Source organism: Cellulomonas sp., assembly GCF_015234515.1.
Taxonomy (GTDB): domain Bacteria; phylum Actinomycetota; class Actinomycetes; order Actinomycetales; family Cellulomonadaceae; genus Cellulomonas.
In genome coordinates, this window is the sequence record NZ_JADGMY010000010.1 from 69,522 (window position 1) to 92,746 (window position 23,225).

General features: G+C 73.9%; 24 protein-coding genes. 2 read left to right on the forward strand and 22 right to left on the reverse strand.

The features are described 5' to 3' along the window. Positions 1 to 23: 23 nt before the first annotated feature. The 3 genes from IR158_RS02645 to IR158_RS02655 all read right to left on the reverse strand — a co-directional run bounded on the left by IR158_RS02645 (position 24) and on the right by IR158_RS02655 (position 3,592). Positions 24 to 926, reverse strand: a complete 903-nt coding sequence (locus IR158_RS02645) for a DUF4081 domain-containing GNAT family N-acetyltransferase (RefSeq protein WP_291809134.1) — start codon at positions 924 to 926, stop codon at positions 24 to 26. A 75-nt stretch (positions 927 to 1,001) separates the two neighbouring features. Continuing rightward, positions 1,002 to 2,138 (reverse strand): flavodoxin-dependent (E)-4-hydroxy-3-methylbut-2-enyl-diphosphate synthase, encoded by a 1,137-nt coding sequence (gene ispG, locus IR158_RS02650; protein WP_291809543.1) that lies wholly within the window; start codon positions 2,136 to 2,138, stop codon positions 1,002 to 1,004. Positions 2,139 to 2,278: 140 nt separating this feature from the next. Beyond that, positions 2,279 to 3,592, reverse strand: coding sequence for an RIP metalloprotease (locus IR158_RS02655; RefSeq protein WP_291809138.1), 1,314 nt, complete (start codon positions 3,590 to 3,592; stop codon positions 2,279 to 2,281). Positions 3,593 to 3,931: 339 nt separating this feature from the next. On the opposite strand from IR158_RS02655, the gene IR158_RS02660 reads away from it, so the two are divergent. Further along, positions 3,932 to 5,308, forward strand: coding sequence for an FAD-dependent oxidoreductase (locus IR158_RS02660; RefSeq protein WP_291809141.1), 1,377 nt, complete (start codon positions 3,932 to 3,934; stop codon positions 5,306 to 5,308). Positions 5,309 to 5,334: 26 nt separating this feature from the next. On the opposite strand, the gene dxr is transcribed toward IR158_RS02660, so the two are convergent. The 8 genes from dxr to rpsB form a co-directional block, all read right to left on the reverse strand. Next, positions 5,335 to 6,489 (reverse strand): 1-deoxy-D-xylulose-5-phosphate reductoisomerase, encoded by a 1,155-nt coding sequence (gene dxr, locus IR158_RS02665; protein WP_291809145.1) that lies wholly within the window; start codon positions 6,487 to 6,489, stop codon positions 5,335 to 5,337. Between the two features lie 31 nt (positions 6,490 to 6,520). After that, positions 6,521 to 7,075 carry a DivIVA domain-containing protein gene (locus IR158_RS02670; RefSeq protein ID WP_291809148.1) on the reverse strand — a complete coding sequence of 185 codons (555 nt, stop codon included), beginning with the start codon at positions 7,073 to 7,075 and terminating at the stop codon, positions 6,521 to 6,523. Beyond that, positions 7,072 to 8,202, reverse strand: coding sequence for a 23S rRNA (adenine(2503)-C(2))-methyltransferase RlmN (gene rlmN, locus IR158_RS02675; RefSeq protein ID WP_291809151.1), 1,131 nt, complete (start codon positions 8,200 to 8,202; stop codon positions 7,072 to 7,074). Before rlmN ends, IR158_RS02670 begins: the two co-directional genes overlap by 4 nt. Positions 8,203 to 8,233: 31 nt before the next feature. Next, a complete protein-coding gene (locus IR158_RS02680) occupies positions 8,234 to 9,076 on the reverse strand; it encodes a phosphatidate cytidylyltransferase (protein ID WP_291809154.1) in 843 nt (280 codons plus the stop codon). After that, entirely contained in the window at positions 9,076 to 9,633 is a 558-nt protein-coding gene (frr, locus tag IR158_RS02685) for a ribosome recycling factor (RefSeq protein ID WP_291809157.1), read from the reverse strand. The genes IR158_RS02680 and frr overlap by 1 nt, the downstream gene beginning before the upstream one ends. A gap of 64 nt (positions 9,634 to 9,697) precedes the next feature. Further along, positions 9,698 to 10,453 carry a UMP kinase gene (pyrH, locus tag IR158_RS02690; RefSeq protein ID WP_291809159.1) on the reverse strand — a complete coding sequence of 252 codons (756 nt, stop codon included), beginning with the start codon at positions 10,451 to 10,453 and terminating at the stop codon, positions 9,698 to 9,700. Between the two features lie 135 nt (positions 10,454 to 10,588). Then, a complete protein-coding gene (gene tsf, locus IR158_RS02695; RefSeq protein ID WP_291809162.1) occupies positions 10,589 to 11,434 on the reverse strand; it encodes a translation elongation factor Ts in 846 nt (281 codons plus the stop codon). A 117-nt stretch (positions 11,435 to 11,551) separates the two neighbouring features. Next, on the reverse strand, positions 11,552 to 12,592 hold the full coding sequence (rpsB, locus tag IR158_RS02700; protein ID WP_291809165.1) for a 30S ribosomal protein S2: 1,041 nt from the start codon (positions 12,590 to 12,592) through the stop codon (positions 11,552 to 11,554). Positions 12,593 to 13,028: 436 nt separating this feature from the next. Between rpsB and IR158_RS02705 the strand changes: the two genes are divergently transcribed. After that, positions 13,029 to 13,595, forward strand: a complete 567-nt coding sequence (locus tag IR158_RS02705; protein WP_291809168.1) for a M23 family metallopeptidase — start codon at positions 13,029 to 13,031, stop codon at positions 13,593 to 13,595. Between the two features lie 8 nt (positions 13,596 to 13,603). Here the strand turns inward: IR158_RS02705 and IR158_RS02710 are convergent, their stop codons facing one another. The 11 genes from IR158_RS02710 to rimM all read right to left on the reverse strand — a co-directional run bounded on the left by IR158_RS02710 (position 13,604) and on the right by rimM (position 23,160). Continuing rightward, positions 13,604 to 14,533, reverse strand: a complete 930-nt coding sequence (locus IR158_RS02710) for a FliA/WhiG family RNA polymerase sigma factor (RefSeq protein WP_291809170.1) — start codon at positions 14,531 to 14,533, stop codon at positions 13,604 to 13,606. Positions 14,534 to 14,613: 80 nt separating this feature from the next. Next, positions 14,614 to 15,546 carry a tyrosine-type recombinase/integrase gene (locus tag IR158_RS02715; protein ID WP_366928399.1) on the reverse strand — a complete coding sequence of 311 codons (933 nt, stop codon included), beginning with the start codon at positions 15,544 to 15,546 and terminating at the stop codon, positions 14,614 to 14,616. Positions 15,547 to 15,683: 137 nt separating this feature from the next. Beyond that, positions 15,684 to 16,898: a DNA-processing protein DprA gene (gene dprA, locus IR158_RS02720; protein WP_291809175.1), complete on the reverse strand. Its 1,215-nt coding sequence runs from the start codon at positions 16,896 to 16,898 to the stop codon at positions 15,684 to 15,686. After that, the gene (locus IR158_RS02725) at positions 16,895 to 18,412 is read right to left on the reverse strand and encodes a YifB family Mg chelatase-like AAA ATPase (RefSeq protein ID WP_291809177.1); all 1,518 of its coding nucleotides are present in this window, start codon (positions 18,410 to 18,412) and stop codon (positions 16,895 to 16,897) included. The genes dprA and IR158_RS02725 overlap by 4 nt, the downstream gene beginning before the upstream one ends. Then, positions 18,413 to 18,769: a YraN family protein gene (locus IR158_RS02730; protein WP_291809180.1), complete on the reverse strand. Its 357-nt coding sequence runs from the start codon at positions 18,767 to 18,769 to the stop codon at positions 18,413 to 18,415. Between the two features lie 145 nt (positions 18,770 to 18,914). Further along, entirely contained in the window at positions 18,915 to 19,238 is a 324-nt protein-coding gene (locus tag IR158_RS02735) for a DUF2469 domain-containing protein (RefSeq protein ID WP_291809182.1), read from the reverse strand. Between the two features lie 25 nt (positions 19,239 to 19,263). Continuing rightward, positions 19,264 to 20,091: a ribonuclease HII gene (locus tag IR158_RS02740; protein ID WP_291809185.1), complete on the reverse strand. Its 828-nt coding sequence runs from the start codon at positions 20,089 to 20,091 to the stop codon at positions 19,264 to 19,266. Next, positions 20,088 to 20,975 (reverse strand): signal peptidase I, encoded by an 888-nt coding sequence (lepB, locus tag IR158_RS02745; RefSeq protein WP_291809188.1) that lies wholly within the window; start codon positions 20,973 to 20,975, stop codon positions 20,088 to 20,090. The genes IR158_RS02740 and lepB overlap by 4 nt, the downstream gene beginning before the upstream one ends. A gap of 160 nt (positions 20,976 to 21,135) precedes the next feature. Then, complete coding sequence (rplS, locus tag IR158_RS02750) at positions 21,136 to 21,501, reverse strand: 50S ribosomal protein L19 (RefSeq protein ID WP_291809191.1); 366 nt, start codon at positions 21,499 to 21,501, stop codon at positions 21,136 to 21,138. Between the two features lie 285 nt (positions 21,502 to 21,786). Then, the gene (gene trmD, locus IR158_RS02755; RefSeq protein WP_291809193.1) at positions 21,787 to 22,593 is read right to left on the reverse strand and encodes a tRNA (guanosine(37)-N1)-methyltransferase TrmD; all 807 of its coding nucleotides are present in this window, start codon (positions 22,591 to 22,593) and stop codon (positions 21,787 to 21,789) included. 3 nt (positions 22,594 to 22,596) lie between these two features. After that, entirely contained in the window at positions 22,597 to 23,160 is a 564-nt protein-coding gene (gene rimM, locus IR158_RS02760; protein ID WP_291809196.1) for a ribosome maturation factor RimM, read from the reverse strand. Positions 23,161 to 23,225: the final 65 nt, after the last annotated feature.

A 23,225-nucleotide genomic window follows, 5' to 3' on the forward strand; every position in this document is an offset into this window, starting at 1 on the left:
CGTCCCAGGACGGGCCGCCCGCCTCAGAACAGCACGGTCGCGTACGCGCCGACCTCGCGGAACCCGACCGCCTCGTAGGCGCGCACGGCACGCGTGTTGTAGCCGTTGACGTACAGCGAGACCACCGGTGCGATCTCGGCGCGCGTGGCCTGCACCACAGCCGCCATGCCACTCTCGGACAGTCGCTCGCCACGCCGTTCGGGGTCGACCCACACGCCCTGCACCTGCGCCACGCCGCACGCGACGGCAGGCACCTCGGCCTTGAACACGACGCGCGGCCGACGCAGGCCGCCGACGCGGTCCACCAGCACGAACGAGCGGCCGTCGTCGACGAGGCGACGCACCCGGACCTCGTAGGGCCCCCCGGGCCCGCTCGCCGGCGAGTACCCGACCTCCTCGGTGAACATCCGGATGCACGCCGGCAGCACGAGGTCGTACTCCTCCGAGCGCGACCTGCGCACGCGGGGGTCCGCGTTCACGAGCGGTGCGCCGTCCAGCACCATCGACGGCTGGTGCGCGCGCACCTCGCGCTCGACGGGCCACGCACCACGCAGCCGTGACCACAGCCCGAGCACGGGGTCCGCCGGCCCCACGATGGACGAGCACCGGCGCCCTCGTGCCCTGCCGAGCTCCGCGAAGGCCGCCAGCGCGCGGGACGTGACGTCGGCGTCGAGCGTCCCGACGACGGGCACGAGGTTGGCCCCCACCCAGCACACCGCCAGCAGGACGCCGTCCTCCGAGTAGCCCCACAGCTCCCCGCCTGCACGGCGCAGACCGGTCGACGTGGCCTGCTCCAGGCGGCTCGAGGCGAGCACCGAGCCGACGGGGTCGGTCGCACAGACGGCGAGGGCCGCCGGGACGTCGGCGTCGCCCAGGACGACCGCGCCGGTGCGTCCCGAGAGCGTCGTCGCCGGCGGCACCACCATGGGCCGATTGTGCCCTACGTCACACCCACCTGTCGCACGGGCGGCACGCCCGCCCGTCGGCACCACCGGCGGCGCTCAGCCGACGCTGACGACGGGGCTGCCTTCGCCCGACTCGACCGGGTCCATCGTCTCGGCGAGACGCATGGCCTCCTCGATGAGCGTCTCGACGATCATCGACTCGGGCACGGTCTTGATGACCTGGCCCTTGACGAAGATCTGGCCCTTGCCGTTGCCGGACGCCACGCCCAGGTCCGCCTCACGGGCCTCACCGGGACCGTTGACGACGCACCCCATGACGGCGACGCGCAGCGGCACCTCCATGCCCTCGAGGCCCGCGGTGACCTTCTCGGCCAGCGTGTACACGTCGACCTGCGCACGGCCGCAGGACGGGCACGAGACGATCTCGAGCTTGCGGGGCCGCAGGTTCAGGGCCTGCAGGATCTGGATGCCGACCTTGACCTCCTCGACGGGAGGTGCGGACAGCGAGACCCGGATCGTGTCACCGATGCCCTTGCTGAGCAGCGCCCCGAACGCCGTCGCGGACTTGATGGTGCCCTGGAACGCGGGCCCGGCCTCCGTGACGCCGAGGTGCAACGGCCAGTCGCCCCGCTCGGCCAGCATCTCGTAGGCCCGCACCATGACGACGGGGTCGTTGTGCTTGACGCTGATCTTGAAGTCGCGGAAGCCGTGCTCCTCGAACAGCGAGGCCTCCCACACGGCCGACTCGACGAGCGCCTCGGGCGTGGCCTTGCCGTACTTCGCCAGCAGCCGGGGGTCGAGCGAGCCGGCGTTCACACCGATCCGGATGGACACGCCGGCGTCGGTCGCGGCCTGCGCGATCTCCTTGACCTGGTCGTCGAACTTGCGGATGTTGCCCGGGTTCACGCGGACCGCGGCACACCCGGCGTCGATGGCCGCGAAGACGTACTTCGGCTGGAAGTGGATGTCGGCGATGACGGGGATCTGCGACTTGCGCGCGATCGTGGGCAGCGCCTCGGCGTCGTCCTGGGTGGGCACCGCGACGCGCACGATGTCGCACCCGGACGCGGTGAGCTCGGCGATCTGCTGCAGGGTCCGGTTGATGTCGGTCGTCGGGGTCGTCGTCATCGACTGCACCGACACGGGGGCGTCACCGCCCACCTCGACCTTGCCGACGCGGATCTTGCGGGACGCTCGCCGCGGGGCGAGGACGGGTGCGGGCGCCTGCGGCATGCCAAGACTGATCGGGGTGCTCACCTGACCATCATCCCACCCCGGCGGCGTGCGCACGGCGGGTCCCTCGGCCGCCCGTCGCACGCTCACCGAGCCGTCACCGGACGTCCACGAGGAGTCCCGCGCCGTGGCGACGCTCGTCAGCCGATCCGGACCGGGTTCACGATGTCGACGTACACGAGCAGCAGCCCGACGCCGCCCAGCACGACGAACACCGTGTACGCGAGAGGCACGAGCAGCGCCGAGTCGGCGGGCCGCGGCCGCACCGCCCCGCGCAGGCGGGCGAGCTGGCGACGCGCACCCTCCCACAGGGCGGTCACGACGTGGCCGCCGTCCAGCGGCGGCAGCGGCAGCAGGTTGAAGACGAAGAGCGCGAGGTTGAGCATCGCGAGCGTCGACAGCAGGCCGGCGGCCCGCACGGCGACGGCCTCGGTGTCCATCGCGGCGATCTCACCGGCGAACCGCCCGACCCCCACCGGCCCCACGATCGAGGTCTCGTCGCGCTCGCCGCCCGTCACGGTCGTGGACACGAGGTCGGCGATCCGCTGGGGAAGCGTGACGACGACCTGGGCGGTCTGCCACGTCGCCGACGCGGCGACCGAGACCGCCGTGCCGACGGACTGACGCTGGATCACCGTCGCGGGGCCCACGCCGAGGAAACCGACCTCCTGCGTGACCATCTCGCCGGCGTCGTCCACGACCGCCATGCCGTCGGCGTCGGCGACCGGACGCTCGGCGACCACCGGTGTCGCCGTGAGGTCGACCTGCCGGCCGTCGCGCTCCACGACGAGCGTCACGGTGCGGTCGCCGCTCTCGCGGATCAGGCCACTGACCTGGTCCCACGAGGTGACCTCGACGCCGTCGTACGAGACGAGGCGGTCCCCGGGGCGCAGGCCCGCAGCGGCGGCGGGGGCCGGCGGGTCGTCGGCGGTGCAGGCGGTGCCGGCGGGGGCGTCGACCGCCACGATGCACTCCGAGACGCTCGCGACGGTCGTCCCGGCGACCGGCACACCGATGCCGACGTACGCGACGACCAGCAGCACGACCGCGATGAGCAGGTTCATCACCGGCCCACCGAGCATCACCACCAGCTTCTTGGGCGTGGACAGCCGGTAGAAGGCCCGGTGGTCCTCCCCCGGTCGGATCTCGGAGGCGCTCGCCTCGCGCGCATCGGCGGCGAGACGCTGCCACCAGTTGCGCGGCTGGGCCGCGCCGACCGCCTCGTCCGTGGGGTACATGCCGATGAGGCGGACGTACCCGCCCAGCGGGAGCGCCTTGACGCCGTACTCCGTCTCACCCCGGGTGCGGGACCAGAGGGTCGGGCCGAACCCGACCATGTACTGGCTCACGCGCACGCCGAAGCGCTTGGCCGGCACCATGTGGCCCACCTCGTGCAGCGCGATCGAACCGAGCAGCACCACGACGAAGACGAGCACCCCGACGAGGGTCTCCACGACAACCACCTCCCGCGGGCCGGACGGCCCCTGCCTGCTGCACAGGGTACGTGCGCCCGGGACCATCATCCGCCCGCGGCGGCCCCGTCCCGGCGACGTCCCCCGGGCGGCGCAACGATCGGCCGCGTGGGCGTGCCCGGGGCGGCGACCGTCACCTCCAGGAAGACGTCCCGTCGCGCCGGACGTCCGGCCCCCGACCGTCGGTGACCCGACCGCGGACCGGCCGTCGCCCCGGATCGTGACCCGGGACCGCTTGCCCTGACAGCGGCACGGCGCCACGATCGGCTGCATGACGCAGCGCGACCGCCGCACCGTGGCGCCCGTGGCGGGGACACGCGTGTGACGGTCGCGGACGTGTCGCTGTGGTGGGAGCAGGTCGTCGCCGACGACCCCGAGGCCGCGCGTGCGCGACCGCCGCTCGACGGCGACACCACCGCCGACGTCGTCGTCGTGGGCGGCGGGTACACGGGGCTGTGGACGGCGTACTACCTGCTGGAGGCCGACCCGTCGCTGGACGTCCTGGTCGTCGACGCGCACGTGGCGGGCTTCGGCGCCAGCGGCCGCGACGGCGGCTGGTGCTCGTCCCTGTTCCCGGTGGGGCCGGACGCCCTCGCACGTCGCCACGGGGCCGTCGCCGCCCGGGCGATGCGCGCCGCGATGCGCGACACGGTCGTCGAGGTCGGGGGCGTGACCGCCGCCGAGCAGATCGACTGCGACTTCCGGTTCGGCGGCACGGTCACCCTCGCCCGCACGGCACGACAGGTCGAACGGGTCGCGGCGCAGGTTTCCGAGGCGGGCCGCTGGGGCGACGAGGCGCACCTGCTCGACGCCGAGGGCGTCGGCACCCACGTCCGCGCCTCACGCGTGCTCGCGGGCTCCTGGACCCCCGACTGCGCACGCATCCAGCCGGCGCGGCTCGTGCGGGGTCTTGCGCGCGTCGTCGAGCAGCGCGGGGCGCGCATCGCCGAGGCCACGACCGCCCTGCGCCTCTCCCCGCGCGCGGTCGTCACCGACCGCGGCACCGCGCGCTGCCGCTGGGTCGTGCGCGCCACCGAGGCGTGGACGGCCCAGCTGCCCGACTCCCGTCGCGACATCGCCCCCGTGCGCTCCGTCATGATCGCCACCGAGCCGCTGCCCGCCGACGTGTGGGCACAGATCGGTCTCGACCGCGGTCAGACCTTCACCGAGGCCGGCCGCCTCGCCGCCCACGGGCAGCGCACCGCGGACGACCGCATCGCGTTCGGCGGGCGCGGGGCGACGTACCACCTGGGCAACGGCGGCGACCCGTCGTACGACCGCGCAGCGCGGGAGCGCGAGCACCTGCGCCGCGCGCTCGTCGACCTCTTCCCGCAGGTCGCGCCCTTCGCGGTGACGCACGCCTGGGACGGACCGCTCGGCGTACCGCGCGACGGGCAACCGTCGGTCGGCCTCGACCGCGACACCGGGCTCGGCTGGGCCGGGGGCTACGCGGGCGACGGCGTGGGAGCGGCGAACCTCGCGGGGCGGACCCTGGCCGATCTGGTCACGGGCGCCGACACCCCGCTGACACGGCTGCCGTGGGTCGGTCACCGCTCGCCCGCGTGGGGGCCCGAGCCGGTGCGGTGGGCCGCGTTCACCGCCGCCCGGTGGCTGACGACGTGGTCCGACCGTGCCGAGCGCCGGACCGACCGCCGCAGCCGTGCGTGCGACGCCGTCGCGTCCCCCCTCGGCAGCTGACGGCGCCGGGGCAGGACGCTGGGGGGTCAGTCGACCGCGAGCACCTCGTGGGCGCGTGCTCGCGCCCACGACTCGGCGGCGAGCACGGCCTCCAGCGTGAGCCCGTCGGCAGGGGTCCCGTCGTGCTCCGAGAGCACGCGCTCCACGGTGGAGACGATCTGCCCGAAACCGATCCGTCCCGCCAGGAACGCCTCGACGCACTCCTCGTTGGCCGCGTTGTAGACGGCCGGGTGCGTCGCCGACGCCGCGACCGCGGCGCGCGCGAGGCCCACCGCGGGGAACACGTCCTCCGCGAGCGGCTCGAACGTCCACGACGTCGGCCCGGACCAGTCGCACGCGAGGGCTGCGCCCGGGACGCGGTCGGGCCACGCCAGACCGAGCGCGATCGGCAGCCGCATGTCCGGCGGCGACGCCTGCGCGATCGTCGACCCGTCGACGAACTCGACCATCGAGTGCACGACCGACTGCGGGTGCACGACGACCGCGATCCGCTCGGCCGGGACACCGAACAGCAGGTGCGCCTCGATGAGCTCGAGCCCCTTGTTCATGAGGCTCGCCGAGTTGACGGTCACGACCGGCCCCATCGACCAGGTGGGGTGCGCCAGCGCCTGCCGCGGCGTGGCTGCGCGGACCTCGTCGGCGGACCAGCCGCGGAACGGCCCGCCCGAGGCCGTCAGGACCAGGCGCCGGACCTCCTGCTCCCGGCCCGACCGCAGGGCCTGCGCGATCGCCGAGTGCTCGGAGTCCACGGGCACGATCTGGTCGGGCCGCACGGCCGCGGCGTGCACCAGCGCACCGCCGACGACGAGCGACTCCTTGTTCGCGAGCGCCAGGCAGCTGCCGGCACGCAACGCGGCGAGCGTCGGCAGCAGGCCCACGGATCCCGTGATCCCGTTGAGGACGACGTCGGCGCCGGAGCCCGCGAGCTCGGCGGCGGCATCGGGCCCGGCGAGGACGCGGGTAGCGGGCAACGCGTCGCGCACCACCGCCGCCGCCGCGTGGTCGGCCACCGCCACGACGGGCACGGCGTGCGCGCGGGCCTGGGCGACGAGGAGGTCGACGTGGGCACCGCCCGCCGAGAGCCCGGCGACGGTGAAGCTCTCCGGCCGGGACGCCATGATCTCCAGCGCCTGCGTGCCGATCGAGCCGGTGGACCCGAGCACGACGACGGACCGGCTCACCGTCGGCTCCCGCGGTCGGTGCGGTGCGTGCTCACTCGACGCCGAGCAGGACCTCGACCGCGCGCGCGACGAACGCGTCGACGGGTCCCTCCGCGTAGCCGTTGCGACCGTTGCGGCGCCGGAACGTCGTCGCACGCACCTCGGCGGCCGACAGCGGCGCTCCGGTGTCGAAGTAGGCGACGAGCCGGTGGCACAGCTCGTCCACGTCGGCGGGCTCGTACCCGGCCTTGCGCCCCACCGGCGGCGCGAAGCGGTCGCCGTCAGGTCGGCCGAGCCGCCCGTACAGGGTGCGCGCCTGCGCGCCCAGGTGAGCCATCCAGGCGTCCTGCCCGCGCTCGGTGACGAACTGCGCCCGGTGACGCGCGACGAAGGCCGCCTCGAGCCGGTCGAGCGCCGCATCCACCGCCGCGGTGACGTACCCGCCCCGCACCAGGTCGAACGCCACCTGGCGCACGTCCGCGCCGGAGATCGTGCCCGCGGGCCCCTGCTCGTAGACCGAGCGCGCGTGCGAGAAGAACTCGTCGACCTCGTCCGGGTCGTAGCCGCGCCGGAGCCCGGAGACCGTGCGGAACATGCCGTCGCTCACTCGTCCTCCTCCGCCGCGAGCTGACCGCACGCGCCGTCGATGTCGCTGCCACGGGTGTCCCGGATGGTCGTCGGGATGCCGTGCGCGCGCAAGCGTGCCACGAACTCGCGCTCCACCTGCGGATCGCTCGCCGTCCAGCGCGAGCCGGGCGTCGGGTTCAGCGGGATGGGGTTGCAGTGCACCCACCCCGTCCCACCGCGTGCCAGCAGCTTCTCGCCCAGCAGGTCGGCCCGCCACGCGTGGTCGTTCACGTCACGGATCAGCGCGTACTCGATGGACACGCGGCGTCCGGTCGCGTCGAAGTACCGGCGCGCCGAGTCGAGCGCCTCGTCGACGCTCCAGCGCGTGTTGACCGGCACGAGCTCGCTGCGGAGCTCGTCGTCGGGCGCGTGCAGCGACAGCGCGAGGGTCACGGGGATGCCCTCGCCCGCAAGCTTGTCCATGGCCGGGACCAGGCCCACCGTCGACACCGTGACGTTGCGTGCCGACAGGCCGAGCCCGTCCGGCGCGGGCGCCACCAGGCGGCGGACGGTCGCCATGACCGACTTGTAGTTGGCCAGCGGCTCCCCCATGCCCATGAAGACGACGTTGCTCAGGCGGGTCTCGCCGCCGGGGACCTCACCGTCCGCCAGCGCGCGCGCGGCCTGGCGGACCTGCTCGACGATCTCGGCGGTCGACAGGTTGCGCAGCAGGCCCATCTTCCCGGTCGCGCAGAAGGAGCACGCCAGACCGCAGCCCGCCTGTGACGACACGCACAGGGTCGTGCGGTTGGCGTACCTCATGAGGACCGACTCGACCTTGGCACCGTCGAACAGGTGGTACAGCGTCTTGACCGTGGTGCCGTGGTCGGCCGTCAGCGTCCGGCTCGTGGTGAGCAGCTCGGGGAACAGGTCGGCGACGAGCGCGTCGCGGCTGGCCTTCGGCAGGTCGGTCATCGCCTCCGGGTCCGCCGTCAGGTGCGTGAAGTAGTGGGTCGCGAGCTGCTTGGCGCGGAACGGCTTCTCACCGAGCGCCGTGACCGCCTCGACGCGCTCGTCCGGGCTGAGGTCGACGAAGTGGCGCGGCGGCTTGCCGCGTGCACCGCGGGAGGTCGCGGTGAGCTGGAGACGTACGGGGGTGGCGTTCACGGTCAGCGCCTCCTTTCGGGGGTCAGGGCGTTCAGCCGGCAGCCGGCTGCAGGACGGTCAGCAGCACCCACACGGTGGGGGCGGTGAGCAGGAGGGAGTCGAGACGGTCGAGCACGCCGCCGTGGCCGGGGAGCAGACGGCCCATGTCCTTGAGCTCGAGGTCACGCTTGATCAGCGACTCGGCGAGGTCACCGAGCGTCGCGCTCACCACCACGCCGAGGCCGAGCAGGGCACCGACGAGCGGCTCACCGTGGAAGACCGTCTGGATGCCGACGACGCCGACGACGCTCGTGAGCACCAGGGAGCCGAGCAGCCCTTCCCACGACTTCTTCGGGCTCACGGACGGGGCGAGCGGGTGGCGACCGAGCAGCGTCCCGACGACGTAGCCGCCGGTGTCGCACGCGACGGCCAGGAGCACGAAGAGGGCGACACGCGCCGGTCCGTCGGGCTCGGCGAGCAGCAGCATGACGAACCCGCCGAGGAACGGCAGGTAGGCGGCGGCGAACGTCGCGGCCGACGCGTCCCGCAGGGCGGCCTCCCCGCTGCCGTCGAGCACCCGCCACACGACGGCACCCCCGACGGTCAGCAGGAACGCGACGAACAGCGCCTCGGTCCCCGCGACGTACGCGGAGACGAGGATCCCCGCGGAGCCGACGATCAGCGGGACGAGCGGGAGGTGGATCGAACGCCGCGTGAACGCCTGCGCGAGCTCCCACATCGCCGCTGCGATCGCGATCACGGCGAAGGCCGCGAACGCCTCCTTGCGGATGAAGAGCGACGCGCCGACGACGCCGAGCAGCACGACACCGACCGTCACAGCGGCCGGGAGATCCCGGCCCGCGCCGGTCTTGCGGGGTGCGGCGAGCTGAGTCATCAGACCTCGAGAAGCTCGCTCTCCTTGGAGGCGAGCAGCTGGTCGACGACCTCGACGTGCTTCTTCGTCAGCGCCTCGAGCTCCTTCTCGGCGCGGGCGACCTCGTCCTCGCCCGCCTCGCCGTCCTTCGCGATGCGGTCGAGCTCCTCCTTGGCCCGGCGGCGCACGGACCGCATCGAGATGCGCGCGTCCTCCGCCTTGGTCTTGGCGAGCTTGACGAAGTCCTTGCGGCGCTCGGCGGTGAGTGCCGGGAGCACCACGCGCACGACGTTGCCGTCGTTGGTGGGGTTGACGCCCAGGTCGGAGTCGCGCAGCGCCTTCTCGATCGCGGTCGTCGACGACTTGTCGAACGGCGACACCAGGATCGTGCGCGCCTCGACGACGTTGAACGAGGCAAGCTGCTGCAGCGGCGTCGGCGAGCCGTAGTAGTCGACGAACACCTTCGCGAACATCGCGGCGTTCGCGCGGCCCGTGCGGATCGCCGCGAAGTCCTCCTTGGCGACCTCCACGGCCTTGTCCATCTTCTCCTCGGCCTCGAGAAGTGTGTCGTCGATCACCGGTGCTCCTTCGTCTGGTTCGTGGACCTGGGCGTGGCGGACGGCGGGCCGTCCGGCGCGGTGCTCAGCTCGTCGTGACGAGCGTCCCGATCTTCTCACCCTCGAGCGCACGGGTGACGTTGCCGGTCTCCTCGAGTCCGAAGACGCGCATCGGCACGTCGTTGTCGCGGCACAGGCTCAGCGCGGAGGTGTCCATGACCCCGAGCTCCCCGACGATCGCCTCGGTGTACGTCAGGTGGTCGAGCTTGCGCGCGTCCGGGTCGTGCCGCGGGTCGGCCGAGTAGACGCCGTCCACACCGTTCTTGCCCATGAGGACCTCGTGGCAGTGGGTCTCCAGGGCTCGCTGCACGGCGACCGTGTCGGTCGAGAAGTACGGCATCCCCGCACCCGCGCCGAAGATCACGACGCGGCCCTTCTCGAGGTGACGGATGGCTCGCAGCGGGATGTACGGCTCGGCGACCTGTCCCATCGTGATGGCGGTCTGCACGCGCGTGCTCACGCCGGCCTGCTCCAGGAAGTCCTGCAGCGCCAGGCAGTTCATGACCGTGCCGAGCATCCCCATGTAGTCGGCGCGAGCGCGGTCCATACCGCTCACCTGCAGCTCGACGCCGCGGAAGAAGTTGCCTCCGCCGACGACGATCGCGACCTGGACGCCGTTGTTCACGGCCGCGGCGATCTCCTTCGCGATCCGGCGGACCACGGGGACGGCCAGGCCGACGGCTCCGCCGCCGAAGCTCTCGCCGGACAGCTTGAGCAGGACCCGGCGCGCTCCGTCCGGCGTGCCTCGCTGCGACTCCTGCGACGACGGCTGCTCGCTCACGTGTCCTCCACCTCGCTCGTGCGCCGCATGGCGCGTGGCCGCTGGCTCGGTGCGGGTCGCCCGGCGGACCGCGGACGCCCGGTGCGGCAGTGGCCCCGGCCCTCGCGGGCCGGGGCCACCGTCGTCGTCACGCGCTCAGGCTCCCACGCGGTAGCGCACGAAGCCCGTCACGGTCCCGCCGGCCTCGGCGAGGACCTGGGCGACGGTCTTCTTGTTGTCCTTCGCGAACGCCTGGTCCAGCAGGACCGCCTCCTTGAAGAACCCGTTGAGGCGACCCTCGACGATCTTCGGCAGCGCACCCTCGGGCTTGCCCTCGTTGCGCGCCGTCTCCTCGGCGATGCGGCGCTCGTTCTCGACGACGTCCGCAGGCACCTCGTCACGCGACAGGTACGACGGCGAGAACGCTGCGATGTGGGTCGCGATGTCGCGTGCGACCGGGGCACCCGCGCCGTCGGTCGCGACGAGCACGCCGACCTGGGGGGGCAGGTCCTTGCTGACCTTGTGGAGGTAGACCTCGACGTGCTCGCCGGCGAGGCGGGCGACGCGGCGCAGGACGATCTTCTCGCCCAACGTCGCGGCCGTCTCGTCGACGACCGTCTGGACGGGCGTGCCGTCCGACTCGGCGGCGAGCAGCGCGTCGGCGTCGGCGGCACCGCTGGCGACGGCTGCGGCGAGCACGCGGTCGGCGAGCGAGATGAACGTCTGGTTCTTCGCGACGAAGTCCGTCTCGGAGTTCACCTCGACGAGCACGCCGACCTGACCCTCACCGTCGGCGGTCGGGCCGACGTGCGCCGCGACCAGGCCGTCGGAGGCGGAGCGTCCCTCACGCTTGCCGACGCCCTTGAGCCCCTTGACGCGGATGATCTCGAGCGCCTTGTCGGCGTCGCCCTCCGCCTCCTCGAGCGCCTTCTTCACGTCGAGCATGCCGGCGCCGGTCCGCTCCCGCAGCGCCTTGATGTCTGCCAGCGAGTAGTTCGCCATGACTTCCGTCCGTCCTCGAGTTCTCGTCATGCCGACGTCCTCGGCATGCCGGGTGCGGCGCGGTGGTCCGCGCCGCACCCGTGGGGTCGTGCCGGGCGCCCGTCAGGGCGCCGGGCGTCAGGCCTGCTCGGCGTCCTCGGCCGCGGCGGGCTCGGCGACGGCCTCGGCAGGAGCCTCCTCGACGGGGGCGTCCTGCGCGACTGCGGCCTCCTCGCGCGCCTCGGCGGCGGCAGCGGCCTCGACGGCCGGAGCAGCGTCCTGACCAGGCACGACTGCTGCCTCGTCCGGCGTCGGAGTGCCGGGGGCGGCCTCGACGTCGCCGACCTGCTCGGCGGCGGCCTCGACGGCTGCCGGTGCGAGCGCCGGGTCCTGCAGACCGGCCTCGGCACCTGCGAGCAGCTCGCGCTCCCACTCGGCCAGCGGCTCGGCTGCGGCGTCGGTGCCCTGCGCGCCCGCGGCACCACCGGAGTGACGCTTGAGCGTCCCGTCGGCGACGGCGTCCGCGATCACCCGCGTGAGCAGCTGGACGGCACGGATGGCGTCGTCGTTGCCCGGGATCGGGTAGTCGACGACGTCCGGGTCGCAGTTGGTGTCGAGGATCGCGACGACCGGGATGCCGAGCTTGCGCGCCTCGTTGACCGCGAGGTGCTCCTTGTTCGTGTCGACGATCCACACGGCCGAGGGGACCTTGGCCATGTCACGGATGCCGCCGAGCGTCTTCGTGAGCTTGTCCTTCTCGCGACGCAGGACCAGCAGCTCCTTCTTCGTCAGGGACGAGCCCGCGACGTCGTCGAAGTCGACCTGCTCCAGCTCCTTGAGGCGCTGCAGACGCTTGTGGACGGTGGAGAAGTTGGTGAGCATGCCGCCCAGCCAACGCTGGTTGACGTAGGGCATCCCGACGCGGGCGGCCTGCTCGGCGACCGGCTCCTGCGCCTGCTTCTTCGTGCCGACGAAGAGGATCGACCCGCCGTGCGCGACCGTCTGGGAGACGAACTCGTACGCGCGGTCGATGTAGGACAGCGACTGCTGCAGGTCGACGATGTAGATGCCGTTGCGCTCGGTGAAGATGAAGCGCTTCATCTTGGGGTTCCAGCGGCGGGTCTGGTGTCCGAAGTGGACACCGCTCTCGAGCAGCTGGCGCATGGTCACGACGGCCATGGCACGTCCTTCCGGCGCGCACCGCGAGGTGCACGCGCTCCTGCGGACCCCCCGGGCCCGCGATCTCGGTTGTCGGCGCGGCCGGCGGCCGTGCCCCTGGTGCCGCACACCGCCCGCGCCGGGCACGAGGCCCGGACCGCTGCGGACGGTGCCCCGCCGTCGGCGCCGGGCCCGCACGACCTCCACCCACCGGACGGCGGGACGGACGTCGCAGGACGTCGGCGTGGACGACCAGGGTCGTGGCACGCGAATTCGACCGACACACGCCGGTCGTGGGAGCAGTCTAGCCCACCGACGCCCGGCGCCCGGACCGCGCGGACGCACGGTCGCCCGCGGCAGGAGCGCGACCCGACCACAGACCCCCGCCGCTGCACGCCCGTCCCCAGCTCGCCGCGCCCCTCCACCATGCCATCGCGCGCAGCACGACGATCGAGGGGTGCACCCGCCCTCCCGTCCTCTCGCCGGCGCCGCCCGACGTCACGCCCGGTCGGTCGTCGCCTGGACGGTCGGTGTCTGCCTGGGTGCCGCCGCGACGTGGGTCGCCGCGGGCGTCGCGGGACCCGCACCGACGGCTCCCCTGGTCACGACCGTCTACCGCCTCCCGCTCGACGGGCCAGTCCGCGTCCTGCGCCCTTTCGACCCGCCCGCGCAGCCGTGGCTCGCCGGTCATCGCGGGATCGACCTGTCGGCGAGCGACGGCGGTCAGGTGCGCGCGCCGGCAGACGGGGTGGTGACGTTCGCGGGCACGGTCGTCGGCCGTGGCGTCGTGTCGGTCCTGCACCACGACGGGCGCAGGAGCAGCCTCGAGCCGGTCAGCACGACGCTGCCGCCCGGCACGGTCGTCGTCGCGGGTGACCCGCTCGGCACGGTCGCGGGCGACGCGCACGGCGGCGTCCCGGGCGGCCCCGCGCTGCACTGGGGCGTACGCGAGGGCGACGTCTACGTCGACCCGTGGGCACTGCTGCCCGGTCGGGGGCCGGTGGTCCTGCTGCCGGTGCCGTGAGGCGGGGGTCAGGCGTGCTCGGCGTCGCGCAGGCGCGTACGGAGGCGACCCATGGCGGCCGTGTGGATCTGCGAGATGCGCGACTCGGTGACACCGAGGACACGACCGATCTCGGCCAGGGTCATGCTCTCGTAGTAGTAGAGGACGACGACGAGCCGCTCACGCTCCCCCAGGCACTCGATCGCCCGGGACAGCAGGTACTTGGTCTCCTGCGCCTCGACCGAGCCGGCCGGGTCCTCCGCTCGACGGTCACCCAGGGTGTCCGCGAGCGTGGCCGCACCGGGGCGGTCGTCGCTGCCGGCCAGGAGCTCGTCGAGCGCCGCGATGTTGACCGAGGCCAGCTGGGAGTAGACGGCGCGCAGCTCGCTGACGGGCAGCTCGAGCCGATGCGCGACCTCAGCCTCGGTGGGCGCACGGTGCAGCGTCGACTCCAGCTCGCCGTAGGCGCGGTCGACGGCCCGGGCCTTGGTGCGCACCGAGCGCGGGACCCAGTCCATCGCGCGCAGCTCGTCGATGATGGCGCCGCGGATCCGCGACGACGCGTACGACTCGAACTTCACGGCGCGATCCGTGCGGTACTTCTCGATCGCGTCGATCAGACCGAACATGCCGTACGAGACCAGGTCGGCGTGCTCGACCGTCGACGGCAGGCGCATGCCGATGCGGCCGGCGACCGCCGTCACGAGGGGCACGTAGTTCAGGATGAGCTGCTCACGGGCCTGGGCGCAGTGCGTCGTCGTGAAGCGGTCCCACGCCATGTCGACGGGCGACTGCTGCTCGACCACCTCGGGCGCGGGCGCGGCGACCGCAGGCGCGAGGCCCTCGGGGAGCGCCGTGCGCTGCTGCGGGATGACACCGGTCGGCGCGGTCCCCGGGCCGTAGCCGCGCAGCGCCGTGCGCGTGTCGGGGCCACCGAGGACCTCATGCAGTGCCGGCATCGTCGGCTCCGTATCTGTGCTGGTGGTGCGCGTCGTCAGGCAGGGGGAAGGGGCCCCGCCCCGAGTGGTGGTCATGGTCGTCACGCCCGCGGATGGGCGAGCTGGAAGGCGGAGCGCAGACGCTCGGCCGAGACGTGGGTGTAGCGCTGCGTGGTCGACAGGCTCGCGTGCCCGAGGATCTCCTGCACGGTGCGCAGGTCGGACCCGCCCTCGAGCAGGTGCGTGGCCGCGGTGTGACGCAGCGCGTGGGGTGCGACGTCGTCCACACCGACCAGCGCTGCCAGCTCGTGGACCACCGCGCGGACCTGCCGCTGGTCGATCCGCCCGCCGCGACGGCCGAGCAGCAGGGCGCCGCGCGAGCCGTCACGGGCCAGACGCGGTCGTCCCGTGCGCAGCCAGGTGCGCACGGCACGCGACGCGGGGCGCCCGAAGGGCACCACCCGCTCCTTGTCCCCCTTGCCGATCACCCGCAGGGTGAGCTCGTCGAGGTCCAGGTCGTCGACGTCCGCGCCGCACAGCTCACCGACCCGGACGCCCGTCGCGTACAGGAGCTCGACCGCCGCCCAGTCGCGCACGTGGACCGGGTCGCCGTCCGCGGCGCGCTCCCGAGCCGCGTCGAGCAGCCGCGTGACGGGCTCGACGGCCAGGACGGTCGGCAGGGTGCCTGCGGCGCGGGCGGTGCCGAGGCGCAACGTCGGGTTGGCGGCGACGCGGCTCGTGCGGGTGGCCCACGTGAAGAAGGTGCGGGCGGCCGCCGCGCGCCGTGCGAGCGTCGCGCGGCTGAGATCGGCATTCGCCATCGCCGCCAACCATCCGCGAAGAACTGTGATGTCGATCTCGTCCACACGGGTGACGCCATGGCGTACCGCGTGCTCAAGAAGATGCTCCACGTCGCCGACATATGCACGGACGGTGTGCTCCGAGACACCTCGCTGCGCACGCAGGTGCAGGGCGAAGTCACTGCACAGAAGCGCACGGTGGGGCGCCCCCGGAGTGATCTCTGCCATCTGCATCCCCCTAAGGTGACGTGAGACACGCAGTTCGACAAGAGGCGTTCTCGACACCTCTCGAATGCAGTGCACGGATTGGTGGAGGATGTCCGTTCCTCCGGCGCGTAATCCCACGAACGCCGCTTTTTTTCACCCGTCCGCTACCTATGCCCCCCAGACACCACCCAACCGGACGCGACCCGCCGTGCCAGGCCGTCGAGCTCGAGGAGCCCGAGCATCGCACGGGCCTGGTCGAGCGTCGTCCCGGCACGCGCGGCGATCTCCGCCGTGTCGCGCGCGTCACGCCGCGACAGGCCGTCGTGCACACGACGTGCCACCGGGTCCAGGCCGTCGGTCGGCCGGACGTCGCTCCCGGCCGGCACGGGCGTGAGATCGGCGCCCACGTCCCCGGCGAGCTCCACGACCTCGTCCGCGTCCGTGACGCACACGGCGACCCCGTCCCGCAGGAGCCGATGGCACCCCGCCGACGCGGCCGACGTGACCGGCCCGGGAACTGCTCCGACCGGTCGCAGCAGGCGCGCCGCGTGGTGCGCCGTGCTCGCGGCCCCCGAGCGCCACGCGGCCTCCACGACCACGGTCGCACGGGAGGCGGCCGCGATGAGCCTGTTCCGCTGCAGGAACCGCCCGCGGGTGGGCGTCGAGCCGGGCGGCACCTCGCTGATCAGGCTCCCGCCGGCGCGCACCACCTCCTCGAGCAGGTGCGCGTTGCCGACCGGGTACGCACGGTCCACTCCCCCGGCGAGCACGACGTGCGTCGCACCGCCGCCCGCGAGCGCACCTCGGTGGGCCGCGGCGTCGATGCCGTAGGCGCCGCCGGAGACCACCACCCAACCCCGGCGTGCCAGCTCCACGGCGAGGTCGACCGTCACCCGCTCGCCGTAGCTCGTGCTGGCCCGCGCGCCCACGAGCGCCACGGACCGCGAGGCGGTCGGCGGGGCGCCGCGCACCCACAGGGCGAACGGTGCGAGCGCCGAGAGGTCGTCCAGCCCACGTGGCCAGGCGGGATCGCCGGGGACCACGAGGCGCGCGCCGCACCTGCGCGCGGCGGCACGGTCGCGCTCGGGGTCGAGCGACGGCCACCGGGCCGCCCACCGGCGGACCCCGACCTCGACACGTCGCCGCAGCGCGTCGTCCAGCTCACCGGCCGAGCGCTCGAGCCGCGACCAGTCCGGCCGGTCGGTGTCCACGGCGCCCGTGACCCAGGCCAGCGCCACCGCTGCCCCGCACGCCTGGACCAGAGCCCCCGCGACGGCGTCGCCGGGTTCGGCCAGTGCGCTCCAGACAGCCCGGGCGTGGCGGTCGCTGTCGGGTCCGGCCTGGTCGGGCATGCCCTGCGACGCGTGCGTGCCGCTCATGCCCCGTGCCCCCGGGTCCGCAGCACCAGGGCGTGCGCGACGTCGTGGCGGTGAGGGGCGGCTCGGCCGGCGAGGTCCGCCACGGTCCAGGCGACCCGCAGGACCCGGTCGGCACCTCGCAGGCTCAGCGTCCCGCGGTCGACAGCCCGCTCGAGGTCCGCGACGAGGGGACGGTCCGCCCCCAGACGAGCGTGCAGCGCCCGGCCCGGCACCTCGGCGTTGGTGCGCCACCCCGCCTGGTGCCAGCGGTCGCGCTGCGCGGCACGCGCAGTCGCCACCCGTCGTGCGACCGTGGCGGTGTCCTCGCCCGCGACGTCGGCAGCGCGGGCCGCCGGCACCTCGAGCTGCAGGTCCACCCGGTCCAGCAGGGGCCCGGACAGCTTGCCGAAGTACCGTCGGCGCTGCTCGGGCCGGCACGTGCAGGCCAGGCCCTTGCCGACCGCGTGCCCGCACGGGCACGGGTTGGCCGCGAGGACCAGCTGGAACCGCGCCGGGTACCGCGCGGTGCCGGCCGCGCGGTGCAGCACGAGCTCGCCGTGCTCGAGAGGCTGCCGCAGCGTCTGCAGCACGGCCGAGGTGAACTCCGGTGCCTCGTCGAGGAACAGGACCCCGCGGTGCGCGCGGGACGCCGCTCCCGGCCGAGGCAGGCCCGAGCCGCCGCCGACGATGCTCGCGGGCGTCGCGGTGTGGTGCGGGTCCTCGAACGGAGGGCGGCGGACGAGCCCGCCTCCCGGGTCGAACGTGCCCGCGACCGAGTGCACGGCGGTGACCTCCACGGCGTCGGCCTCGTCGAGGTCCGGCAGCAGTCCCGGCAGCCGCGCCGCCAGCATCGTCTTGCCGGCGCCGGGCGGTCCGACCATGAGGAGGTGGTGGCCGCCGGCTGCTGCGACCTCCAGCCCGTACCGCGCCTCGTCCTGGCCGAGCACGTCGCCGAGGTCGGGCTCCCGGCGCGCGGTGACGGCGTGGACCACGTCGCGCACGGGCTCGACGTCGGGCACCTCGATGTCGGCACCGTGGTGGACGGCCACCTGCGCGAGGCTGTCCGCGGCGAGGACCTGCGCGCCGGGGACGAGGCGCGCTTCCTCGACGTTGCCACGCGGGACCACGACCCGCGGGTGCCCGGCCGCGACGGCCGCCGCCACCGACGGCAGCACCCCTCGCACGGGCCGCAGCCGGCCGTCCAGCCCGAGCTCGCCGAGGTGGACCCACCCGGCCACGGACGCGACCTCGACCAGACCGGCACCCGCCAACGTCGCGACGGCGACGGCCAGGTCGAACGACGAGCCGGTCTTGGGCAGGGTCGCCGGTGAGAGGTTGACCGTGATGCGTCGCGTCGGCCACGCCAGCCCGGACGACGTCACCGCAGCCCGCACGCGGTCCCGCGCCTCGGCCAGCGAGGCGTCGGGCAGTCCGACGAGCGTGAAGGCCGGCAGGGACGGCGCCAGGTGGGACTCCACGTCCACGAGGTGACCGACGAGCCCCACGAGCGCGACGGCGCGCGTGCGCCCGAGCACTCAGACCACCCCGACGAGGTGCTCGACCTGCGCCGCGCCTCTGCGCTGCACGAGCACGGCGATGACGTCGACCCGCACCGACCGGGCGCGCACGTCGTGCTCGCTCAACCACCGGGCGGTGAGTCGTCGCAGGCGTGCCAGCTTGCGGTACGTGACCGCCTCCGCCGGGTGCCCGTAGGCCGTCGAGCGGCGCGTCTTCACCTCGACCGCGACGACCTCGTCGCCGTCGAGGGCCACGATGTCGAGCTCACCCTCGGCGCACCGCCAGTTGCGGGCGAGCACCGTCCAACCCGCTTGCGTGACGAATGCCGCCGCCACGTCCTCGCCGTACCGCCCGACCGCGTCCTTCGCCCGCACGTCGACCACCTCCGGCACCGACCCTGCCCGCGCGCGGGCCGGTCGCGGGTGCGCGGCGTGGGATCGGTGGACGGACCCTCCGGGGGCGGGGGCTGTGGTCGGCTCGGTGCCGGCGACGACGTCGGGGCGGGCGACCTGGCGACCGTCAGCGGGTGAAGCCGGGCCCCGTCCCGAGGTCCAGCTCGGCCTTCGCGAGCTCCTCGACGTTGACGTCCTTGAAGGTGACGACCCGGACCGACTTGACGAACCGCGCCGAGCGGTAGACGTCCCAGACCCACGCGTCGACGAGCGACAGCTCGAAGTAGACCTCGCCCGCGGCGGAGCGGACCTGCAGGTCGACGTGGTTCGCGAGGTAGAAGCGTCGTTCCGTCTCGACGACGTACGAGAAGAGCCCGACCACGTCGCGGTACTCGCGGTACAGCGCGAGCTCCATGTCGGTCTCGTAGTTCTCCAGGTCCTCGGCGCTCACCGCACCATCATCCCCCATCGCGCCGTCACGACGGTCCGCGCAGCACCTCGTCCGGCAGCAGCGTGTCGGCGGCCCAGCCGTCACCCGCGGCCGGGACGCTCGGTTCCTGCGTCGTCGGCAGGCGCCAGGACCTGCGGTGCAGCGGGCTCGGCCCGTGCTCGCGGAGCGCAGCGAGGTGCTCGGGTGCTGCGTAGCCCTTGTTCTCCTCCCACCGGTACTGGGGGTGCGCGACGGCGTGCCGCACCATCAGGGCGTCGCGCTCGCACTTCGCCAGCACGCTCGCCGCCGCGACGCTCGCGCACGACCGGTCCGCCTTGACCTTCAGATGCACCACGGGCAGCGAGATCTCCCCCTGCCCGTCGAACAGCTGACCCTGGGTGCCGAACAGGTCCGGCGCCGGCGGTGTGAGCCAGTCGTGCGACCCGTCGAGCACCACCGCGTCGACGTGCTCGACGACGGCGAGGACCGACCGCAACGCACGCGTCCCCGCCAGCCGCAGCGCCGCGATGATGCCGCGCTCGTCGATCTCGTCCGGCGAGGCGTGCCCGACGGCACGGGCCACGCCCCAGCGGTCGAGCGAGGGCAGCAGCGCCTGCCGCGCGGCAGGGCTCAGGAGCTTGGAGTCGGCGACGCCGCGCGGCGCGGACCGGGTGGCGACGTCCACGACGACCACCCCGACCGAGACCGGCCCGGCCAGCGAGCCGCGCCCCACCTCGTCCATCCCGGCGACGTAGCGCAGGCCGGTGCGCAGCAGGGCGCGCTCGTGGCGCAGGTGGGGCGTGGGACGCGATGTCACGCGACGGGTCGCCCGCCCGGGCACCCGGGCGTCCGCCTCGGGAGCTGCGGTCGTCATCCCGCGTCGGGCACGTCCGCGAACGTCGCGGACGGGTTCTTCAGGAGGGTGAAACGGTCGACGGGCCAGACCGTGACGAACGCGACGCCCACGACGTTGGCGACCGGCACCGAGCCACCGCCCGCCGAGCCCTGGTGGCGGCGGGAGTCCGCCGACTGCTGGCGGTTGTCCCCCATCAGCCACAGCGAGTTCTCCGGGACGACGACGTCGAACTGCATCTCGCTCGGCTGCGAGCCGGGCGCCAGGTAGGGCTCGTCGAGCGGGACCCCGTTGACGGTGATGGGCTCCCCGGGGCCCGCGCTCGCGACGCGGTCTCCCGGCAGGCCGATGATGCGCTTCACGAGGTGCTCGCCGGCGTCCTGCGGCAGCAGCCCGATGAACGTCAGCCCCTCGTTGACGGCCTCCGCCATCGCACCCTTCGGCTCCTCGATCACCGGCTGCAACCAGCCGCCGGGATCCTTGAACACGACGATGTCGCCGCGACGCAGGTCGAAGGGGCCGGGAGTCAGCTTGCTGACCAGGATCCGGTCGTTCTCGACGAGCGTCTGCTCCATCGACTGCGACGGGATGAAGAACGCCTGCACGAGGAACGTCTTCACGACGAGCGACAGCACGAGCGCGCTGACCAGGATGATCGCCGTCTCGCGGACCCACGACCATGCCGTGGACGGGCGGCGGCGGACGGCGTTGCGATCGCGGTGCGAGACGGGCGCAGCCTCACCACCGGGGCGCTCGTCGCGCGACCGAGAGGCCCAGTCCTGGCCGGAGCCACCCCCGTGGGCGCCCGTGGGTGTCCACAGCGGGTGCGCGGCGGTCGGTGGTGCGTCGGCGGGGCGGCCCGAGGACGGCGTCGGCCCCGGTCCGTCGGATCGGAACTCGGTCACCGACACACTCTGACACGGACTCGCGCGCCCCGGGGTCCGGGTGCCACCTCGCGAGACCACCAGGACGCCTCCTGGACGCCCGCTGGACGCCCTGCGAGACGACGACGGGCGGGCACCCGAGGGTGCCCGCCCGTCGCGACGTGCCGGGATCGCGGAGTGCTCAGCCCTTCTTGGCCGGAGTGTTCTCGCGCTTCTCCTTGATCTTCGCCTTCTTGCCGCGCAGCGCACGCAGGTAGTACAGCTTCGCGCGCCGCACGTCACCGCGCGTGACGACCTCGATCGTGTCGATCGACGGCGTGTGCAGCGGGAAGGTCCGCTCGACGCCCACGGCGAAGCTGATCTTGCGGATCGTGAAGGTCTCGCGCACACCGGCACCCTGGCGGGCGATGACGACACCCTGGAAGGCCTGGATGCGGGAGCGGTTGCCCTCGACGACCTTCACGTTGACCTTGAGGGTGTCTCCGGGGCGGAAGTCCGGGTGGTCGTGCCGCAGCGATGCTGCGTCGATCGCGTCGAGCGTCTGCATGTCGTGTCGCTTCCCCGCCCTGCCGCAGGTCAGGAACGTGATCGACGGGCGCGCGCGTTGCCTGGGCAGGGCACGCGCCCGTGGTTCGGGTCTGTCGGTGCGGACCGGGTTCCCGGCCGACGGCCGGTCCGGTCCGCGCGTCACGAGCGCTCTCCCCTGCGGCAGAGAGGCGGCGGACGCACACCGAGCAGACAGTCTGCCACAGCGGCCCGTCGGGTCCCAATCCCGGCCGTCCCGCCGTCAGCGCGCGCGACGACGCAGGTCGGGACCGCGCGGCCCGTGGCGTCAGGTGCCGACGGGCTCCTGCCGCGGCTCCCCACCGGCGCGCGGGTGCAGCCGGCCGTCGGTGAGGACCCACCCGCACTCGGCGAGGACCTCGAGGTCGTGCCGGTCCCACCGCGCCGCGTCGAGACCCGCGAGGATGTCCGGGCGGCGGGCTGCGGTGCGGCGCAGCGCCTCGTCACGGCGCCACCGCGCGATGCGGGCGTGGTGCCCGGACAGCAGCACGTCGGGGACGTCGTGCCCCTGCCACGACGGCGGCTTGGTGTAGACGGGGTACTCCAGCAGCCCCGCCGCCCCGTGCGACTCCTCGACGAGCGACTCCGGGTTGCCGACGACCCCGGGGAGCAGCCGCGCGACCGCCTCGACGACCACGAGCGCGGCGACCTCGCCGCCGTTCAGGACGTAGTCGCCCAGCGACACCTCCGTGACCCGCGTCCGCGCCGAGTAGTGCTCCACGACGCGGGCGTCGATCCCCTCGTACCGGCCGCACGCGACGACCAGGTGCTGCTCGGTGGCCCACGCCTCGGCCGTGCGCTGCGTGAAGGGCGTGCCGGCGGGCGACGGCACGAGCAGGTGCGCGTCGGGCGTCAGGACGTCGTCGAGCGCACGGCCCCACACGTCGGGCCGCATGACCATGCCGGCGCCACCGCCGAAGGGGGTGTCGTCGACCGTCCGGTGCCGGTCGTCCGTCCACGTCCGCAGGTCGTGGACCCGCAGGTCGAGGAGCCCGGCCGTGCGGGCCTTGCCGACGAGCGACAGCTCGAGCGGTGCCAGGTACTCGGGGAAGATCGAGACGACGTCGATGCGCACGGCTCAGGCCTCGTCGGGCGCGGTGCCGCGGGTCTCGTCGCTCACCACGAGGTTCGCGGCGTCGGCCGCGAGCAGCCCTCCCGGCGGGTCGAGCGCGACGCGGCCGCCCGCGACGTCGACGACCGGGACGATCGCCTCGACGAACGGGACCAGGGTGCGGGCACCGTCGGGCTCGCGCAGGACGAGGACGTCGTGCGCGGGCAGGTGCTCGAGTCCCACCACCTCGCCGAGGACACGCCCGTCGGCGACGTGCTCCGCGCGCAGCCCGACGAGCTCGTGCGGGTACCACCCGTCGTCGTCGTGCGGCTCGTCGTCGGAGTCGACCACGAGCGCCACCCCGCGCAGCCCCTCGGCGGCGCTGCGGTCGTCCGCGCCCTCGAACGTGGCGTACCAGCGCCCCTGCGCGTCGCGCACCTGCGCGACGACGAGCGGGCCGGCGGCAGCCGGCTCCGTGGCGAACGTCGCGCCGACGACCAGCCGGTCCTCGGGCGCGTCGGTCCGCACGTCCAGCGCCACCTCCCCGCGCAAACCGTGGGGACGCCCGATCCGGGCGACGGTCAGCAGCATGTCACTCCCTCCCCCGACGTGTCGGGGACGACGACGGCCCGGTCCCTCGTCGAGGGACCGGGCCG

Coding starts and splice junctions, on each gene's coding strand:
- IR158_RS02645 (WP_291809134.1), bottom strand. CDS start 926: ATGGTGGTGCCGCCGGCGACGACGCTCTCGGGACGCACCGGCGCGGTC.
- ispG (WP_291809543.1), bottom strand. CDS start 2,138: ATGCCGCAGGCGCCCGCACCCGTCCTCGCCCCGCGGCGAGCGTCCCGC.
- IR158_RS02680 (WP_291809154.1), bottom strand. CDS start 9,076: ATGACTCAGCTCGCCGCACCCCGCAAGACCGGCGCGGGCCGGGATCTC.
- tsf (WP_291809162.1), bottom strand. CDS start 11,434: ATGGCGAACTACTCGCTGGCAGACATCAAGGCGCTGCGGGAGCGGACC.
- rpsB (WP_291809165.1), bottom strand. CDS start 12,592: ATGGCCGTCGTGACCATGCGCCAGCTGCTCGAGAGCGGTGTCCACTTC.
- IR158_RS02710 (WP_291809170.1), bottom strand. CDS start 14,533: ATGCCGGCACTGCATGAGGTCCTCGGTGGCCCCGACACGCGCACGGCG.
- IR158_RS02715 (WP_366928399.1), bottom strand. CDS start 15,546: ATGCAGATGGCAGAGATCACTCCGGGGGCGCCCCACCGTGCGCTTCTG.
- dprA (WP_291809175.1), bottom strand. CDS start 16,898: ATGAGCGGCACGCACGCGTCGCAGGGCATGCCCGACCAGGCCGGACCC.
- IR158_RS02740 (WP_291809185.1), bottom strand. CDS start 20,091: ATGACGACCGCAGCTCCCGAGGCGGACGCCCGGGTGCCCGGGCGGGCG.
- rplS (WP_291809191.1), bottom strand. CDS start 21,501: ATGCAGACGCTCGACGCGATCGACGCAGCATCGCTGCGGCACGACCAC.
- rimM (WP_291809196.1), bottom strand. CDS start 23,160: ATGCTGCTGACCGTCGCCCGGATCGGGCGTCCCCACGGTTTGCGCGGG.